The sequence below is a fragment of the Lacticaseibacillus baoqingensis genome (assembly GCF_003946165.1).
Classification (GTDB): domain Bacteria; phylum Bacillota; class Bacilli; order Lactobacillales; family Lactobacillaceae; genus Lacticaseibacillus; species Lacticaseibacillus baoqingensis.
The window spans coordinates 23442-41946 of sequence record NZ_RHOI01000014.1; the positions used below are offsets into that span (position 1 = coordinate 23442).

Consider the following 18505-nt stretch of genomic DNA (forward strand, 5'->3'; position numbering starts at 1 on the left):
ACGGCTCTTGGCAGTCGAAAAAAAGGGGTAGCATTTTATGAAGAAACGAATCTTAGGCATTATTACCGCATTGGCAGCGATCTTGGTTTTTGCCAGTGCGTGCGGCAAATCAAGTTCCTCCAGCTCTTCCAGCAGCAATGACGCCGTGGCAAAGATCAAAAAAGCCGGCGTAATCAAGATCGCTGTTTTCGGCGACTTGCAACCTTATGGCTGGATCAACAAATCCGGCAAGCGCGTCGGCTATGACTTGGAATTAGCCCGGCAGATCGCCAAGGACCTCGGCGTCAAAGCCAAGTTTGTCCAAGTGAACGCTAATGGGCGTGTGGATGCCTTAAAAGCCGGCAAGGTCGACATGGTGTTGGCGAACTTCACCGTCACCGATGATCGCAAGCAAGTGGTCGATTTCGCCGATCCTTACATGAAGGTTTCTGTCGGCGTGGTTTCCAAGAAAACCAGCCCGATCACTAAGGTCAGCCAACTCAAAGACAAAAGCGTGATCGTTACCAAAGGCACTACTGCAGAACAATACTTCACCCAATCGCAAAAGTCCGTGACCTTGCAGAAGTATGATTCCAAGACGCAACAATTCAATGCGTTGAAAAATGATCGGGCGGCCGCTTTAGCCGATGATAACTCCTACTTATACGCTTGGGTCAAAAACAACCCGACGTATACCGTCGGCATCAAGACCCTCGGCCCCAGCTCTTATATTTCCCCAGCGGTTAAAAAAGGCAACAAGTCCTTGCTGACTTGGACCAACAAAGAAATCAAGAAGTTGAACAAAAACGGCTTCTTTGAAAAGGACTATCAACAAGAACTGGCGCCATACTTCGGCAGCGACATTAAAGCCAGTGATATCATCATCACCAAGTAAACCGCTGCAAACCAGCTGAGCGGCAAAACGAGCCCATGACAAAAGCGCCTTGAAGCCACGATTCGTGATTGGAATCGCGGTTTCAAGGCGCTTTTTTGTCGCTGGGCTGCGTAGCAAAGTGCGACTAAACGCAGATGTCTTGGTCACTTGGTTTGCTCAAGGCGCAAAACAGGCGCGTGAATCGAATTTCGATTCACGCGCCTGTTTGGGGTTACTTAGCGGCGGCTAAGAGGTTATACATGTTATTCAAGGCATCTTGGGCGATTTGCATCGCGTCAGGGTCGATCTCGAATGCTGGCAAAGACGCATCCGTGTAGTGCAATAACGCACTGGCGCGGGCACACATGTCATACCAGTTTTGGAAAGGCATCTTGTTGATCGCACCGTTGACAGAAGCAGGCGTGATCTGCAAGAGCTGATTGATCACCAGCTTGGCTTGCGTTAAAGTCTCATCTGGCACTTGCGTTAAAGTCGTGGCCTTATTGGCTAAGTTAAACAAGCGTTCCGCGGCGATCAAAACGGGATTTTCAAACTGCGACGGCTTGGCGACGGCAGTATGATCATCCAGCAGGTATTTTTGCAAGCCGATCATGGAGAATAAGGTGATCTGGTCGCCAACTTGGCTCCCAAGGTCTGGCAAGCGGGTGATGCCGCAAGCGGCGAGTTGTTCCGTCGTGAAGGTCAGTGCCGCATGCGCGGAAAAGTCGCTGTATTGAATCCCAATCGTTGATTTCGAATCGCTGGTGCGCAACATGAACATCACATCTTGGCCGGTTTGGGCTTTGACGTAGCTGTTGAGCATGCGCGCGGCGACGCCTAGTTGTTCATCTTGGATCTCGTTGCGCCGGTCTAAGACGATGCGGATCTTGGCGGGTAAGGTCTTGCGTAAGCTGAGAATGCGCAAGATCGTGGCCAAGTAAGGGTATAACACGCCAAAGCCCATGGCGAAATTCCCGGTATCGCTTTGCGGCGAAAAGGCGACGAAGTTATCGGCATGATCGCCATGCGCTTTAGTCAGCATCGCCGCGATTTGATCGTGGTTTTTGCCGCGCGCTTTGACTTCATCTCCCGGCTGCCAACCGAACGGATAAAGGGTATCGGCGAATTGCTTTAAGGCATCGTCATCGTCTTCATCGACAACGGTGACGCCAATATACATATTCCGTTGATAGTCATTGCCGTGGACGAACGATTCGTCAACAAACAGCTGCAAGGCTTTGGCTGTGGTTGCCACCGGCGCCTGTGGTGCTGGCGTGGCGGCTGGTTTGGCCTCAGCAGGCACCGGCTTGACTGCAGCTGGTGCCGCTTTGTCAGGGACAGCTGGTTGGACCGCGGTTTCAGGTGCGGGTGTGGCAGCCGCCGGCTTTTGCGGCTGTTTGGCCGGGGCCGGTTGCGGGGTCGGCTTGGCTTTTGGCGCTGGTGTGGCAGTATCTGATGCAGGTTGAGCGGCTTTTTGCGGCTGCTTTGGTTCTAAGCTGCCCACGCCGGCCAATGACAGCTCTTCTGCGCGCTTTTGCACGCGGCGGCGCCGTTGTTGCGGATTGGACTGGCTCTTTTGCACATTAGCCGGCTGGTCTGCTTGCGTCTTTGGCTGCTCAGCGGTTTGAGGCGTAAACAAGGTTGCGTTCGTTTGCGCTTGGGCAAGCTTGGCTTCCGGCACGATCGGGGCGCCATCGATTTGATGGATCGTGAAGCGTGCCGGTTTAGCTGGCCGCTTAGCCGTCGTTTTTTTAGCAGCTGGCTGGTGATTTGGCTTAGCGGCTTCAGCGGCTTTTGGCGCACGCTGTTGCGTCGTTTTTTGGCGGGTTGGCTTTTGTTGTGCGGACTGCTTTTTAGCCGGCTTTTGTGCGGATGCTTTGGCGCTGGCTTTTTGGGCTGCCGGCTTTTTGGCCGGTTTTTGGTCAGCTTTGGCTGGCTGGTCAGCGGTGGTGTTTTTTGAAGCAGGTTTTGCTTGGGCAGTCGGCAATTCGCCAGGCTTCGTGTGCACGATGGCGTTGTGCGCATCGATGAAGCGGTTGACTTTAAACATCAACGGTTGGCTCATCTTGGCATCTTTGAGCACCTTGCGCATGCTCGATGGGGAAATCCCAATTTGCTTAGCGGCTTGCGTTAAGCTTAAGTGCTCAGCACTCATGATCTGTTTCAAATGGAAGGCAGTGCTACCATTCATATATTTGTTCCTCCTAAAATGACCCCGCCGCGCTGGCGGGTATCGACGTATGGTTTTTCGTGGAGATGCTCAGCGAAGGCTGACCGCACATCTTAGCTGACGTTAGGCACAGCTGCAGTGGGAGGCGGCGCATACACAGATGCAAACGGGCTCTCGACTGGTGTGAAAATACCTTAAGATCAACGCAAAAAGCGGTGTGAATCAGACGACAGTGAATGCGGGGTGACCAGATCGGCACGCATGCACTCAACTGCGATCACGTGAACAACTCTCAATAAGCGTACAACAAACCAGCCGATTTTGCAGAAAAAAATCAGTTGGGGCCGATTTATTAGGCCGATCCCTTAAGCGAATTGGCCTGATCCAGTCGTCACCAACTGTGATTTAAGTGGTCGCATTGTCTTCAAAAGTCGCAATGGCCATGTCGATAAACGCCTGCACATGGGTGTTTAACTGACGCTCTTGATGATAGGCGATTTCCACTTCAGTTTGAAAAACACTCGCTGCCAGCGGCAAAGTGGTGACTGCGGTGTCTTGCAGATAATGCGTCGGCATCGACAGCGGAATGATCGTCGCGCCTAAACCGGCCGTCGCCAACACACAAGCCGTCGTCAAATTGGCAGTTTGCAAAACAACATTCGGGGTGATGTTGTACTTGGTCAAATACCCGTCTACCGTGCGCTGAAAATCTGAATCCGGGGTTTCTGAGATGAAGTCTTTACCATTGACTAAGGGGCTGATATCCACTACTGGTCCGCTGGGCAAGGTCTGCGGTGCTAGGCGCTCAGGTAAGACTAAAGCCCCGGTATCGCTATATAGGTGTTGATAGGCCAACGCGGCATTGTAAGCGGGGGTGACGCCGATATAAAGGTCTAAGTCACCGTTTTGGACACTTTGTTGCAAGCTCAGTGAGTCGCGCTCGCGCAATTGCACTTCGATTTGCGGATAGCGCAAGTGGTATTGCGGCAAGATCTGCGGCAAGATCACCTGCGCCAATGACGGGTTGATCCCCAAAGTGATGCGGCCATGCGCATCGGCCGCGTAAGTGGTCAAATTGTTGCTCAATGTTTGGTAGGCTTGGGCGATGCCACGAATTTTGCTGAGGTAATATTCACCGGCGTAAGTGAGTTTGAGCGGATGCGTTGAGCGATCAACAAAATCAACGCCATAGGCTTTTTCTTGGGTGCGCAATAACTTGCTGACAGTTGGTTGAGAAAGGGCCAGCTCGCTTGCGGTTTGGGAAATATTCCCAGTGCGGGCGAGGCTTTCAAGGATCTGGATCAGTTGCGTTTCCCGGTCTAATGCCATAAGGGCCTCCTTAAAGATCTAGGTTCAGTATGCCGTTAATGGCGTGACCCTGCAAGTCACCGCGCAACAAAGCGCGCTTCGACCCAATCAAGCAAGGGCTGGTTCAAATAGTAAAACGGCACCAACAAACAAGTGGCCAAAACGATCAAGAGTAGCGGGCTGACCCACAACCCGATGCAAACGCCGACGAGCACTAGCACGATATCGGCTAAAAAAAGCGTCAAGTGTTGGGCCAAACTGCCTAAGGCCAAGCGGAAATAGTCGCTGTAGCGAAACGTAAACGTGGCGGCTAATAACAAGACCATCGTTGCGATCACCGCTGCCAAGATCCCTAAGATCAACACTGCCGGCAGCAGCACAAACAAAAAACGCGGGGCGTGGGCAAGCGATAGCTGACCATACAACATCAATGGCAGCAAGAACACCCAAAACGGCGCCCACAAACGCAGCCCTTCTCGCCAATGCCGGCGCCAAAAGTGCCAGGCATACCGGTAAAGGCCGGCTGATTTGGTGCGGACATATTCGCGCGTCGCCGCAAAGATCGCACTGACCAGCGGCCCGATCGGTAATAAACAAAGCCAGATCACCAGCAAAGTCAGCACATTGAGTTTTAATAGGTATAATGCCGCCAGCAAAGGCAGCAACACGGTCAAAGTGAACAACCCCATGATGGTAATAGGATAAAGCAAGTTGACGATCCCTTGCGAGACTTGTGTTGCGCGTTGTTTTTTTGCCATAGTCAGCCCTCCTGTAACCGCTGATCACCAATTTTGGCAACCGGTTGCTTTAACTATAGCACACCGGTTTTGCCCATAATATTGAATTGTGAGAATTTGAAGAAGTTAACCCTGTATATAATTTGACGCTGATTTACTGCATAGGCTACTATTAATGAATGGGGATGTCTGATCACCCTGTGCGCAAAAGCGGATAAAAAACTTGATACCGGTAACAGTTGATTTGACGGGCCTAAAAGCTTGCACCGGGGTTGTGACCTGGTTATGATGCTTGTGTAAGCGTTTTTAGTAGGGAGGATGGAAAAGATGATAGGAACAAAACACAAGTTTGTGAAAAGTGTTGTTGCTGGGATGGCTGTTCTAGGCAGCGTCTTAGCCTTGAGTGCTTGCTCAAGCAGTGGTTCATCTAGCAGTTCCAGCGGCAAAACGACTACCGTCAGCTTCTTCAACATGAAGGTTGAATTCAAGAAGCAGCTGGAACAAGCAGCGGCAACTTACAACAAGACCCACAAAGGGGTCAAAGTGCAAGTCACCACTGTTGGTGGGGGGACAGACTACCAAACCAACCTGAAAGCGAAAATGCAATCTGGCAAGACGCCTGACATTTTTGCCTTGGAAGGCCCACAACAGTTGCAGACCTATAAGAAGTACTTGGCCGATGTTTCTGCTGGCAAAGCGATCAAGCAGGCTTTGCCTGGCACCTTAAACACCGTGAAGTCTGGCAGCCAAGTGTTAGGTTACCCAGTCTTGCAAGAAAGTATCGGGATCGTTTATAACAAGACGATCTTTGCTAAGGCTGGCATCGACCCAGCCAAGATCACCGACCAAGCTTCTTATGAAGCCGCATTGAAGACCTTGAATGACAAAAAGGCGCAGTTAGGCATCGAAGCGCCTACCGCATTCCCAATGAAGGAATGGTGGGTCATTGGCCAACATGCTGTTGATCCGTTCCTATCAACCGAGTTTAATGGTTCGGTCACCAAAGCGTATAACGCTAAGACCATTTCTTGGAAGAACAGTCAATACTTCAAACAATATATCGATGCAACGACGAAGTACAGCGCACAGCCTGTCCAAAGCATGGATTATTCCACGCAAATCGAAAAGCTGTTTAGTACTGGCAAAGTTGCCATGGCAGAACAAGGTTCTTGGGTATACCCAACCATCGAATCTGTTAACAAAGACTTGGCCAAAAATGTTGGCATCATTCCAATTCCTGTCAACGACAAGACATCCGGCAAGTTACCAGTGGGCGTGACCCAATGGTGGGCAGTCAACAAGCAAGCTGACAAGAAGACCCAAAAGGCTGCGATGGACTTCATGGACTGGTTGTTCACCTCTAAAGCAGGTAAAAACATCGTCCTTACCGATTTGAAGGTCGTACCGGCTTATAAAGGCTTCGATTCTTCTAAGATTGCTGACCCGCTTGGCAAAGCAACCTATAAGTATATCGATGATGGCAAGACCCAAGGCTTAGTCTTCGGTGGTTTCGCAACCGACTGGGCACAAAACGGGATGGCACCAGAACTCCAGAAGTATGTTGCTGGCAAGGAAAGCTGGAACGCGGCGATCAAGAATTCTGAGAATGCTTGGAAGTCTGCTCGCGCGGGACAATAATCCACGCAACGTTATGCAGGGAGGAGAGGAGACATCCTCTCCTCCCTTGTTTTAAATCAGTATTGGCACGGGATGCCGTGCTTGCTATTATATCGAGCTGAATTGGTTCACGCTTTGACCTAAACGCGCGTCTAATTGTAACGGTGAGGCGCCTCAAACATCGCGCCGTGCTCCGGCTAACGCCGAAACCCGACACGCTGCTTGAGCCACTCACCTAAGCCCGCAATTGGTCACGCTCTGACTAAACGCGCTCACCAGCACAACGGTGAGGCGCCTCAAACATCGCGCCGTGCTCCGGCTAACGCCGAAACCCGTCACGCTGCTTGAGTCGCTCACCAAAGCCCGTGCTGGTTCACGCTCTGACTCATTAAGGGGGTTCACACACATGTCCCAGAAAAAGACTTGGTTCTATCTTTTCTCGGCACCTGTCTTGATCGCGCTGTTCCTTGTGGTGATCTTGCCATTTATCTATGGGATCTATTATTCATTCACCAGTTGGGACGGGGTATCGACCAGTGCCTTTGTCGGGATTCAAAACTACATTAGTGCGTTGAAAGACCCAGGATATCTTGGTGCTTTGTGGTTCACCATTAAATTCTCGGTGGTTTCGATCGTGTTGATCAATGTGATTGGCTTGGGGTTGGCGGTGTTAGTGACCACCAAGTTCAAAGGGGCCAATATCTTACGGACGATCTTCTTCATGCCTAATTTGATCGGGGGCTTGATCCTCGGGTTTATCTGGCAATTCATTTTTGTTGAAGCCTTTTCCGCTTTTGGCAAAGTGACGGGCATTCCTGGGTTAGGCAGCTGGTTGGCGACTACGAATACCGGCTTTTGGGCTTTGGTGATCGTGATGGTTTGGCAGTATTCCGGCTATATCATGGTGATTTATATCTCTTATCTGCAAGGGGTCGATCAATCTTTGCTGGAAGCTGCAGACCTTGATGGGGCGACGTCGATGCAAAAGTTCTGGCGCATCAAGTTCCCGTTGATCATGCCAGGATTCACCGTTTCCTTATTTATGACCTTGTCCAACTGCTTCAAGTTGTACGATCAAAACCTGTCCTTAACTGGCGGCGGCCCTTACAACTCGACGCAAATGGTCGCAATGAACATTTATAACACGGCCTTTTCAATGAATAAGATGGGTTACGCGCAGGCCAAGGCGGTCATCTTCTTCGTCTTCATCGCGATCATTTCATTGACGCAGGTTTATCTCACCTCTAGAAAGGAGATCGAAGCCTAATGCAAGAAGAGAAGCGGACTAAAAAGATTTTGATGATCATCCTCGGCTGTTTCCTTGGCTTAGTGTGGATCTCACCTTTCTACTTGATGCTGACCAACTCCTTTAAGACCAAACAAGAATTGTTCAACGATACCTTGGGGTTGCCGAAGACGTTTCATTTTGATAACTATGTCAATTCCGCCAAAGACTTGAACATCGTCAATACGTTCTTGAATTCGTTGATGATCACGGTGATTTCGGTGTTGATCATCATCGTCTTTTCCAGCTTGGCTGGTTATGCGATCCAGCGGACTAAGAGCAAGTGGAGCAAGGTCTTTTACCTGACTTTTGTGGCGGCGATGCTGATCCCATTCCAGTCGGTCATGATCCCGTTGATCGCGGTTTTTGGCAGAATGAACATGCTCAACCGCCCAGGGCTGATCTTCATGTACTTGGGGTTTGGCGCCAGCATGTCGGTGTTCTTATATAACGGCGCGATGAAAGGCATTCCTCAAGTGCTGGATGAAGCGGCGATCATTGATGGTGCCAGTCGCTGGCAGATCTTCTCCAAAGTGGTCTTTCCAATGTTGCAACCCACCACGGTCACCGTGGCTTTGCTGAATGTGATGTGGATCTGGAACGACTACCTGCTGCCAAGTTTGGTGATCAACCGTCCCGGTTCGCAAACCATTCCGCTGACAATGTTTGACTTCTTCGGTCAATTCACCAAGCAATGGCATTTGGCTATGGCTGGTTTGACCATCGCGATCATCCCAGTGATCGTCTTCTATTTCTTGATGCAAAAGCAGATCATTGCCGGCGTTTCCGAAGGCGCGGTCAAGTAACCAAAATACGACCAAGCGTATTTTGAGTGGCGCCTTAATGACCATACTGGCAGCTTTGAATAGGCGCGAAGACGACTTTTGGGGGGAATTGATTGTGACGAAAAGACTGTTTGAAATCGATCCGTGGGTGATCCAAACGACGGCATTGGCCACAGATGATAAAAGGCTGCAAGAAAGTATTACTGCCATCGGCAACGGTTATATGGGGATGCGCGGTAATTTTGAAGAACACTATTCAGGCGATACCCATCGCGGGATCTACCTGGCAGGGGTGTGGTTTCCAGACAAAACTCGCGTCGGCTGGTGGAAAAACGGCTATCCCAAGTATTTTGGCAAGGCGATCAACTCGCCGGACTTCTTGAGTATTCCGATCACCGTCAATGGGGTCGATGTGGATCTGGCCAAGGTAGCTTACCAAGATTTTTCCTTGCGTTTGGACATGCATAACGGCGTATTGCGCCGTCAATTCACGGTCACGATCAAGGATGCGCAAGTGCGGTTTGCATTTATGCGCTTCATGAGCAACCAAACGCGATCGTTGGCGGTGATCCAAGTGCAAGCTGAAGTGTTGGCAGGCAAGGCGCAGATCGTTTTTGCCCCGCGCATCGATGGCGATGTGCATAACGAAGATGCCAACTATGACGAAAGCTTTTGGCAGCCAAAAGCGGTAGCGCCCAACTGCTTGACCATGGCGACCAAGCCGAATCCTTTCGGCACGCCGCGCTTTACCGTTACGGAAAAAATGGCCAACACGTTTTCTGGTGACGGTACCGTGTCTCGGCACATGACCCAAGGCACTCAAGCCGTCCAAGAAATCTTGACCACCGAGCTAGAAGCCGGGCAGCAAGCGACATTAGTCAAGTATGTGGCGGTGATCACCAGCCGTGATGTGCCCAAAGACCAGCAGCCAACTGCGGCCCAAGCGGTGTTAGATGCGGCAGTGGCCAAGCCGGTCACCACGCATTTGGCAGAGCACACGGCGGTTTGGGCCAAACGCTGGGCGCGCAGTGATGTCCAGATCCATGGCGATGACGCGGCGCAGCAAGGCATTCGCTTCAACATTTTGCAGTTGTTTATGACCTATTATGGTGAAGATGCGCGGCTGAATGTTGGGCCTAAAGGGTTTACCGGCGAAAAATATGGCGGTGCGACTTATTGGGATACGGAAGCATATATCGTGCCAATGTACTTGGCCACTGCGGCGCCTAAAGTCACTGAGCACTTGCTTGAATACCGCTATGATCAATTGCCTGGTGCTTTTCACAATGCGCGCCAGCAAGGGCTAAAAGGGGCCTTGTATCCGATGGTGACCTTTGATGGGATCGAATGTCACAATGAGTGGGAGATCACGTTTGAAGAGATCCACCGCAACGCCAGTGTCGCCTTTGCGATTTATAACTATACCGATTACACCGGTGACACGGATTACGTGTTGACCAAAGGCGTCGATGTGTTAGTCGCCATTGCGCGCTTTTGGGCAGATCGGGTGCATTTTTCCAAGCGTAATGGGCAATATATGATCCATGGCGTCACCGGCCCGAACGAATATGAAAACAACGTCAATAACAACTGGTACACCAATAAGATGGCGCAGTGGTGCTTGCGGTATACGCTGCAGATCCTGGCGCAAGTCAGTGATCAAAAAGCGCAGGCGTTGGCAGTCAGTGGCGCCGAAAAAGCCCAGTGGCAAGATATCATCGACCGCATGTATTTGCCTGAAGACGCAGAGTTAGGCATTTTCGTACAGCATGATGGCTTTTTGGATAAAGACTTGCGCCCGGCGTCTGCATTAGATCCGGCAGAGCGGCCTTTGAATCAGCACTGGTCATGGGATAAGATCTTGCGTTCGCCGTTTATCAAACAAGCGGATGTGTTGCAAGGGATCTATTATTTGGATGATGAATTTACCCTGGCACAAAAACGCCGCAACTTTGATTTCTACGAGCCCATGACGGTGCATGAGTCATCGTTGTCAGCTTGCATCCACAGCATCATCGCCGCTGAAATCGGTGAAGTCGATAAAGCGGTGGCGTTGTATCAGCGCACGGCGCGGTTGGATCTGGATAACTATAACAACGATACCGAAGATGGCTTGCACATCACGTCCATGACGGGATCTTGGCTGGCGATCGTGCAAGGCTTTGCCGGGATGCGTCACAAAAATGGCCAGTTGCGCTTCAAGCCATTTTGCCCGGATAATTGGACGGGGTATCAATTCAAGTTGAACTTCCGCGGGCGTTTGTTGGTCGTGGCAGTGGATAATGCCGGGTGCACTTTAACTGTGGAAAAAGGCGACGCGTTGCGCGTGTTCGTCGATTCGCAGCCGATCACGCTGACTCCAGGCGTGGCCCAGCATTTGGCCAATTAAGTGAACAAAGTGAGTTCGGCAAATTTTGCCGGGCTCACTTTTTTTGACCGCGCGCCGGTGAATATTTGGTAGACTAGGGGGTGTTTAAGGAGGCGGACTTGTGCGAAAACGATTATGGTGGGGCGTGTGGCTGTTCGTGTTGTTGAGCTTGAGCGGCTGCGGCCAGCGCCCGGCACAAAGCGATGGCCAGTTGAATGTGGTGACGAGTGTTGATTTTTATGCCGAAGTGGCCAACGCGGTGGTCGGTAAATATGGCCATGTCGCCAGTGTGATCAATGACCCGGCAGTTGACCCGCATGATTATGAACCGACCGTGGCCACCGGTAAAATGGTAGCTAAAAGCGACTTGGTGCTGACCAATGGTGCCGGTTATGATTCTTGGATGACGAAATTAACGCGGGCTGAACCGCATGTGGCGGTGGTATCAGCCGCCAAAGTCGTCGGGATCCATGATGGTGAAAATGAACACATTTGGTATCAACCAACGGCCATGCCTAAATTGGCCTTAGCCTTGGCAAAACGGCTAGGCCAAATCGATCCCAAACATCGCGCGGCGTTTACCGCCAATGCCAAACAGTACATTCAGCACCTGCAGCCGCTGCAGCGGCAGATCGAGCAACTGAAAGCCGATCGCACTCGTACTGCAGTAGCGGTCTCTGAGCCGGTGTTTAATAATGCGCTGACTTATTTGGGCTATCACGTGGCCAATGAACATTTTGCCGCGGCAGTCGAAGAAGGCACCGACCCGAGTCCAACGGATATTCGGGCGTTGAATACGCAAATGAAGACCGGTCAGCTCGCCTTTTTCGTGTTAAATACGCAAGTTGACAGCAAGATCGTGACGAATGCGGTGGCCACAGCCAAGCAAAATCACGTCCCGATCTTAAAGGTGACCGAAACCTTACCTAAAGGTTTAACGTATACCAGTTGGATGTTGAAACAATATCGTGCCTTGGCGAAGATCCAAGCAGGCGAGTAAGGGGGATCCGCATGACAAAACTGAACTATCATGATCAAGCCCATTGGCCTAATGGCTTTGGCCGGCAACAATCACCGATCGCTTTGCAGTCGGCGCAGGCGCGCTCAGTGCCAGCGGTGGCACTGGCAGTGACGGCACCTTATCAAATGCAAACCGAACTTGATGATGACACGACCATCAAGCTGCTTGGCCAGGGGCGCTTAACGATCGGGGCGCGAGCCTATGATTGCGTGCAAGTGCATTTTCATGTGCCAGTTGAACATACGGGCAACCCGCAAGCGGTATTAGAAGTGCATTTGGTGCATCAAACCGCGCTGGGGCAATTGTGCGTGGTCGCGGTGCGGTTAGTACCAGGAGCTGCGGCGCCGGCTTTGACCCAGGTGATCGCCGGGTTTGACCAACAAGCGCATCCGATGGCCATCGACTTGAGCAGCTTGATCCCGCAACATGGGCATGTTTTTCATTACCTCGGTTCTTTGACTACCCCGCCGTTGACCGAAGGCGTCGAGTGGTATGTGATCGATGCGCCCACTGCGACGGTCAGCGCCGAGCAAATCGCGTGGTTCAAAGCGCATTATGCCGCCAATAGTCGCATTAGCCAACCATTGGCTGACCGAGTCGTTGAACAATTCAATTATTGACCCCAGCTGGGTCACTCGATCCTAAAGCAAGCGCCTTTGGTCCGCGATTTGAATCGCCGGCCAAAGGCGCTTGGTTTTGTCGACCTTATTGCAGGCGTTTGTATTCGGCGGTTTCCAGGCGAAATTCGTGGAACGTCTGCTCGATCAGTTCTCTGGTCAAGGTGAGGTGGATGACGCCATCAGTTGGCGGCACTGGGGGATGCGGGAAAGGGCCTGGGGTCAAAAGCTGCCACGTAGTCGCGACATCTAAGGTGATACTGGCTTCGGTGAGTTTTTCCAGCAAGGTGAGCCGTTTTTGGTAGAGCCGCTGGTTTTGGGCTTGGAGCTTGGCCAATGCCTTGCTGGCACGCTCAGCGCCGGCAAAAAGTTTTTGTTGGGCCGTTTGCCAGTCTTCAAAAGTGCTTTTGTGCGCAGCAAATTCATCGGTGATCGCGTTGAAAATAGCGGCATTATTGCCCGCGTATTGTTTGCCCCAAGTCCGCGCGTTGGCCGCCATTTGATGCGTCAATGCAGGCAATTGCTTGAACAGCAGCTTGGCATTTTCAGGCGTCGTGATCAGCTCGTGCTTCAAGACATTAAACGTGATTCTGACTTGATCTCCTAAGTGCAAACCGCCGGGGCCGCCGAATTGGATGTCAAAATAGACCCATGCGGTACTCGGCGGGATCTTCAACTCAACACCTTCTAGTGCTTCAAAGATGACTTGGCTAAGGTGCAAAAAATAATCATGCGAGGTCGTTTCGTCCGTTTCTAAGATCGTCAAAGGCTGGGCGTCATCGATGACGCCGGTGATGAGGATCATTTGCGTTTGGTTATCCATGCGGGCCCTCCTTATTGGCTAAAACGGTGTTGCATCGATTGTTTCCAAGGGAGTTCGGCGGCAGTTTCCGGGGTCATGAGCGGCAGGTGATGAACTGCGCGAAAGTGTTTATGGTCTAGGATATATTGGAACCGCTGGCGTTGATAAGCGGGCTCTTGGTAGCGTTGCGGATCGCTGCGTTGCAACAGCCAATCTTCTTTAACCTCATGAGGATAATAAGACGCTGCGGCAAAACGTGACAGGTGATGTACCAGCACTGCTTGGGGGATGACGCGATCAAGCTGCTGGTTTGCGTGGCGCTGGCGTTTTTGGAGTTGGTTCACGAGATGGGCATAATCGCGCCGCAATTTATTCGGGTAAGCCGCGATCGCCTTTTGGGTGCTGACCAAAAACGCGTATAAGGTTAATTGATGCTTGGCATAACGCGTCAACTGCTGCTTGATCTGCTTTTGGGTGGCTGGCCAGTGATCACTGTGATGATAGGTTAGCCAAGCGTCGACGCGGCGCACGATGTCTTCAGTGGTCTTGTCTTGAATGTGTTGTGCGCCGATGCGGTCTTTAGGGTCCTTGATTAAGCGGATTAATTCGATACGGCCGGTAATGACGAGATGGGTGCCGATCACCGGTGGTTCGCCATCCCACTTGACGGCTAAGGGCTCCCAAGCCATCAATAACGTCAATGGGGGGATGCCAGTTAAGACGACGGCTTTTTTGGTGCGGTAGCGATAAGCCCCAAGCTCCAACAAGCGCAGTCTTTGATGCTGGCCATTGGCTCGGCGGATCTCTTGACTGTAAGCGTCGACAACGATTGCATCGATCATTAACTGATTGAAGCGCGTCCCCATTTGCAACCCTCCTTTTGCTTTAATGTAAGTCCATTATAGGAGGCTTGGTCGATTTTACCTAAGAAGATGTGCGCTAATTATTTAGAGATTATATTGCGAAAAAATTAATTCAAAAAAGTATTGACAGCGCTTTCTTCAGGGCGTATCTTAACGTCACGGTATCGTGTAAGTAGTAGGATCCCATGCGGCCGCATGAGATGTGACCCTCACTGCTCCCTGGGGAGATCTGGTCGCTTCGGCGTCACCCCAGCAATCAAAAGCGGCGCACAGCCCTGACATGGCCCCACCGTGTTAGGTGGCTTTAGCGATGAAGCATCTGCGTACTACGGGCGTGGATGCAACAAAATGATTGGCGGACGCTCCAATGTACAGGCAACTGTACAGCACCACCCGCTTTTGGGGGGCCAAAAACGGGATGCACCAAGGCATGACGCACCACTAAAAACCGCGAGTTGGCGGCCTTGTACGGCAGGCAACTGCCAAGCAGCCACCAGCAAGCCACCAGGGACACGAGCAGGCAACCGCTCGTGTCTTTGGCGTGTCAAAAAATAAACAGAGCGCAGCAATGCGTATTTAGGGGTGTGGTTAAGGCAGCTTGGACGCGGTGGCGCAACGCGCCGCCACGGACGAGATGACTTAACCGCGACCCCGTTGCATTGCGCAGCTCGACTAAAACCACAGAGCGGAGTGGCGCGGTTTTAGTGCGTAGGCTTGGGCGTACTGGCGGCGATCTGGCAAAGCCAGATAGACGGCAGTGTCCCAAGCCCTAGCGCGTCGCGCCACGCAGCTCGACTAAAACCACAGAGCGCAGCAATGTGCATTTAGGGGCGTTGGTAAGGGGGCTTGGGGGCGTCGCGGCACGCGGCGTGACCGAGACCCCTTACCAATAGCCCCGTTGCATTGTGCAGCTCGACTAAAACCACAGAGCGCAGTGCCCCAAGCCTTAGCGCGTCGCGCCACGCAGCTCGCCTACGCCACCAAAAACCGCCTCGATCACTTGCGTCTGCACAGACGCATTTGGTCGAGGCGGTTTTTGCTTTACGATTCATCTTCAAGATCATGAAAGATCGCCTGCATATTGCTTTCGATCTTGTCCAAGTCGTCGGCATAGCCTTGGAGTTGTTGCGCGTAGCGGGCGACGCGGTCGGCTGGAACGTTGGTTTTGTAGCGCAGCTTATGTTCGAGGCTGGCCCACATATCCATGCCTACCGTGCGGATCTGGATCTCCACCGGCGCGTCTTTGACCCCGCTGGCTTGAAAGACCGGGACGCTGACGACTAGATGCAAGCTCCGGTAGCCAGACGGTTTCGGCGCTTTGATGTAATCTTTTTGCCGCAGCAAGGTGATGTCGCTTTGGGCGAGCAAGTTGTCAGCAACCGTATAAACATCATCTTGGTAGTTGGTGATCACCCGGATCCCACCGATATCATAGATGTTTTGCTGCACGCTGCTAAATTGCAGCGGCAGCCCTTTTTTTTCGAGTTTGTGGAGTAAACTGCGCACGTCTTTAAGGCGTGCTTCCATGTGGTGGATCGGGTTATGGGCGTTATGGATCTGATAATCGCTGTCGAGATTTTCCAGCTTAGTGCCGACTTCATTGACGGCAGATTGGCATAGCTGATAGTAGCTGATAAATTTACTGAGATCTGTGCGCAACTCCGGCGGTGCAAATTGGCCAAAGTCGGTTTGGATCTGGGTCAAATTCGGTAAATTGGTTCGTTCTAAGATCATGGGGGCCCTCCTATAGACTGGCTGATGCTCCTATTGTAATGCAAAGCCAGGCGTGTTCGGAAAAAAATTTCCGTCGTGATTAATAAGATAATTTTCCTATAACCGTTTGTTTACCGAAATTGGTCTAGTGATGAGGAAGATAGTTGAACGCGTTAACAAAAAATATTTTCGCGAATACGATCTTGATAATGCTTCTAAATAAGCGTGATTTGGCATCATCCGGTATTTAGCGCATAATCATTATGAGTATTATTGACAAAAAACGAGGAAATCGGCGATGTATCGGTATTTTATTCAACCCCAACTAAACACCGTCACCAATAGTTTGATCGGTTACGAACTCTTGATGAAAGGCCACACCGACTCAGGTTGGCGGCCCCCGGAAAAGTTTAGCGATATCCCTGCGCAAACACTGGCAGATGTTTTGGTAGCCACAACAGAAAAGCTCGCGTTGAAGATTCCTTCGGTGTCGGTCAATCTGAATCGCACGCAATTGCTTGATCCGGCAGTCAACACGGCGTTGATCAAGGCGCAAAATTTTTTGCGTCCGGTGAAATTAGTGATCGAGTTAACTGAAGAACAATGTGATCGCAATATCACGCTGGCGCAATTAGAACCGCAGATCCAGCGTTATTTGGCGCGCGGGATGGAGCTGAGTTTGGATGATGTGGATAGCGGCGACAATGATGTCAGTCACGTGCACACATTATTGCCGTATGCCAGCGAGCTGAAATTTGCCTTGCAAAATTTTGCTGCGGGATTAGAAGATCCGCGCTTGCATGAACGCGTGATCTATTGGCGCGACGTCGCGCAGCGCCATAACCTGCGCTTTATTCTGGAAGGTATTGAAGATACGCATGACGATGCTGTCGCTGATGGGATGCAAATCGATTTGCGCCAAGGCTATTTCTACGGAAAACCGCATTTGCTCAAGCTTAAAGCTGATGACCCGATCCAATAAGCAGGAGGAACTAGATGAAAATTGTGATTGTGGGGTGTACCCATGCCGGCGTCGCCGCAGTGAATGCGATCAAACAGTTTCACCCGGAAGCTGACGTCGTGATCTATGAACGTGATGATAACGTGTCGTTTTTATCTTGCGGGATCGCGTTGTATCTTTCTGGTGAAGTCAAGCAGCTGGCCGACATGTTTTACGAAACCCCAGAGCATTTGGCGGCGCAAGGGGTGAGCGTCAAGACCCGCCATGACGTCTTGGCGATCGATGCTAAAACCCAGCGCTTGCAGGTGCAAGATCTCACCACCAATGACGTGTTTGAAGATCATTATGACAAATTGATCATGACGACCGGCTCATATGTGTAAGTGCCGCCATTGTTTGGCATCGACGATACGCGGATCTTGATGTGTAAAGATGCGCGCCAAGCCGAAGCCTTGCGCGCGGCAACGAAAGGCGATGAGCGTATCGCCATTGTGGGGGCAGGCTATATCGGGGTGGAGTTGGCCGAAGCATTTGCCCAAAACCAGACCCACCAAGTGACGTTGTTGCAAGGCGGTGGGCAGCTGTTGAACCATTATATCGACCCAGCGATGTCGCAACATGTGGAAAAACGGCTGGTCGATCATGGGGTGCATGTGCAATTGAATGCGCGCGTCGAGGCATTTTATGGGACTGAAGGGTCATCGGCAGTCACGATCGAAACGGCTGAAGCGCAGTATCAAGCCGATGTGGTGGTCGTATGCACCGGCTTTTTAGCCAACACCGCCTTATTGCGCGGGCAAGTGGCGATGGATCGCAGCGGGGCCATTTTGACGAATGAATGGATGCAAACCAGTGACGACAATATTTTTGCCGCAGGCGATGCTTGTACTGTGCACTTTAACCCCACCGGCAAGCAAGCTTATATTCCCTTAGCGACTAACGCTGTGCGGCAAGGGTATCTTGTGGGGCGCAACGTTTTTGGCCATATCCAGCGCGATTTAGGGACCCAGGCGACGACGGCGATGCGGTTATTCGACGATAATTTGGCCACGACCGGGTTGACGATGCACCATGCCCAGCAAGTTGGCATCCCTGCCGCTTCGGTCACTTATCTCGGCCCTTACCGTCCCGCTTTTATGACCGGCCATGATGAGGTCATGATCAACTTGGTTTACAACCCGGAAAATCGGCGGGTGCTGGGGGCACAATTGTTGAGTACCCACGAGATCACCCAATCTGCCAATGCAGTGTCGATCGCGATCCAAAACCGCAATACGATCGATGACTTAGCCTTTGTCGATATGTTATTCAACCCGCATTATGACCAACCCTTCAACTATTTGAACTTGGTGGCGCAACAAGCCGTCGCCCAAGCTGATAGCACTGATTGAACCGCCACGCAAAA

Annotated in this window: 14 protein-coding genes and 1 pseudogene; 9 read left to right on the plus strand and 6 right to left on the minus strand. The window is 51.5% G+C overall.

Translation table 11 applies throughout. The features are described from left to right. Positions 1–37: 37 nt before the first annotated feature. Positions 38–874, plus strand: a complete 837-nt coding sequence (locus EKM91_RS07355; RefSeq protein WP_125752048.1) for a transporter substrate-binding domain-containing protein — start codon at positions 38–40, stop codon at positions 872–874. A 211-nt stretch (positions 875–1085) separates the two neighbouring features. On the opposite strand, the gene EKM91_RS07360 is transcribed toward EKM91_RS07355, so the two are convergent. The 3 genes from EKM91_RS07360 to EKM91_RS07370 all read right to left on the minus strand — a co-directional run bounded on the left by EKM91_RS07360 (position 1086) and on the right by EKM91_RS07370 (position 5089). Continuing rightward, positions 1086–3044: a DUF3800 domain-containing protein gene (locus EKM91_RS07360; protein WP_125752051.1), complete on the minus strand. Its 1959-nt coding sequence runs from the start codon at positions 3042–3044 to the stop codon at positions 1086–1088. 384 nt (positions 3045–3428) lie between these two features. After that, positions 3429–4352: a LysR family transcriptional regulator gene (locus tag EKM91_RS07365; RefSeq protein ID WP_125752054.1), complete on the minus strand. Its 924-nt coding sequence runs from the start codon at positions 4350–4352 to the stop codon at positions 3429–3431. A 56-nt stretch (positions 4353–4408) separates the two neighbouring features. Further along, positions 4409–5089, minus strand: coding sequence for a DUF624 domain-containing protein (locus EKM91_RS07370; protein WP_125752057.1), 681 nt, complete (start codon positions 5087–5089; stop codon positions 4409–4411). 306 nt (positions 5090–5395) lie between these two features. On the opposite strand from EKM91_RS07370, the gene EKM91_RS07375 reads away from it, so the two are divergent. The 6 genes from EKM91_RS07375 to EKM91_RS07400 all read left to right on the plus strand — a co-directional run bounded on the left by EKM91_RS07375 (position 5396) and on the right by EKM91_RS07400 (position 12764). Further along, entirely contained in the window at positions 5396–6706 is a 1311-nt protein-coding gene (locus tag EKM91_RS07375; protein WP_164508500.1) for an ABC transporter substrate-binding protein, read from the plus strand. 385 nt (positions 6707–7091) lie between these two features. Next, positions 7092–7952 (plus strand): carbohydrate ABC transporter permease, encoded by an 861-nt coding sequence (locus EKM91_RS07380; protein WP_125752063.1) that lies wholly within the window; start codon positions 7092–7094, stop codon positions 7950–7952. After that, complete coding sequence (locus tag EKM91_RS07385) at positions 7952–8776, plus strand: carbohydrate ABC transporter permease (protein WP_125752066.1); 825 nt, start codon at positions 7952–7954, stop codon at positions 8774–8776. The genes EKM91_RS07380 and EKM91_RS07385 overlap by 1 nt, the downstream gene beginning before the upstream one ends. Positions 8777–8870: 94 nt before the next feature. Then, positions 8871–11144 (plus strand): glycoside hydrolase family 65 protein, encoded by a 2274-nt coding sequence (locus EKM91_RS07390; protein WP_274379978.1) that lies wholly within the window; start codon positions 8871–8873, stop codon positions 11142–11144. Positions 11145–11244: 100 nt separating this feature from the next. Further along, positions 11245–12123, plus strand: a complete 879-nt coding sequence (locus tag EKM91_RS07395) for a metal ABC transporter solute-binding protein, Zn/Mn family (protein WP_125752072.1) — start codon at positions 11245–11247, stop codon at positions 12121–12123. A gap of 11 nt (positions 12124–12134) precedes the next feature. After that, complete coding sequence (locus EKM91_RS07400) at positions 12135–12764, plus strand: carbonic anhydrase family protein (protein WP_125752075.1); 630 nt, start codon at positions 12135–12137, stop codon at positions 12762–12764. 85 nt (positions 12765–12849) lie between these two features. Here the strand turns inward: EKM91_RS07400 and EKM91_RS07405 are convergent, their stop codons facing one another. From EKM91_RS07405 to EKM91_RS07415, 3 genes are all read right to left on the minus strand, one after another. After that, positions 12850–13584 carry a hypothetical protein gene (locus tag EKM91_RS07405; RefSeq protein WP_125752078.1) on the minus strand — a complete coding sequence of 245 codons (735 nt, stop codon included), beginning with the start codon at positions 13582–13584 and terminating at the stop codon, positions 12850–12852. Positions 13585–13595: 11 nt separating this feature from the next. Further along, positions 13596–14429: a hypothetical protein gene (locus EKM91_RS07410; protein WP_125752080.1), complete on the minus strand. Its 834-nt coding sequence runs from the start codon at positions 14427–14429 to the stop codon at positions 13596–13598. A gap of 1038 nt (positions 14430–15467) precedes the next feature. Continuing rightward, positions 15468–16160, minus strand: a complete 693-nt coding sequence (locus tag EKM91_RS07415; RefSeq protein ID WP_125752083.1) for a GTP pyrophosphokinase — start codon at positions 16158–16160, stop codon at positions 15468–15470. 277 nt (positions 16161–16437) lie between these two features. Here EKM91_RS07415 and EKM91_RS07420 point away from each other — a divergent pair, with 277 nt between their 5' ends. Beyond that, positions 16438–17121: an EAL domain-containing protein gene (locus tag EKM91_RS07420; protein WP_125752086.1), complete on the plus strand. Its 684-nt coding sequence runs from the start codon at positions 16438–16440 to the stop codon at positions 17119–17121. A gap of 14 nt (positions 17122–17135) precedes the next feature. Continuing rightward, positions 17136–18491: pseudogene (locus EKM91_RS07425) on the plus strand (FAD-dependent oxidoreductase). Positions 18492–18505 lie beyond the last annotated feature (14 nt).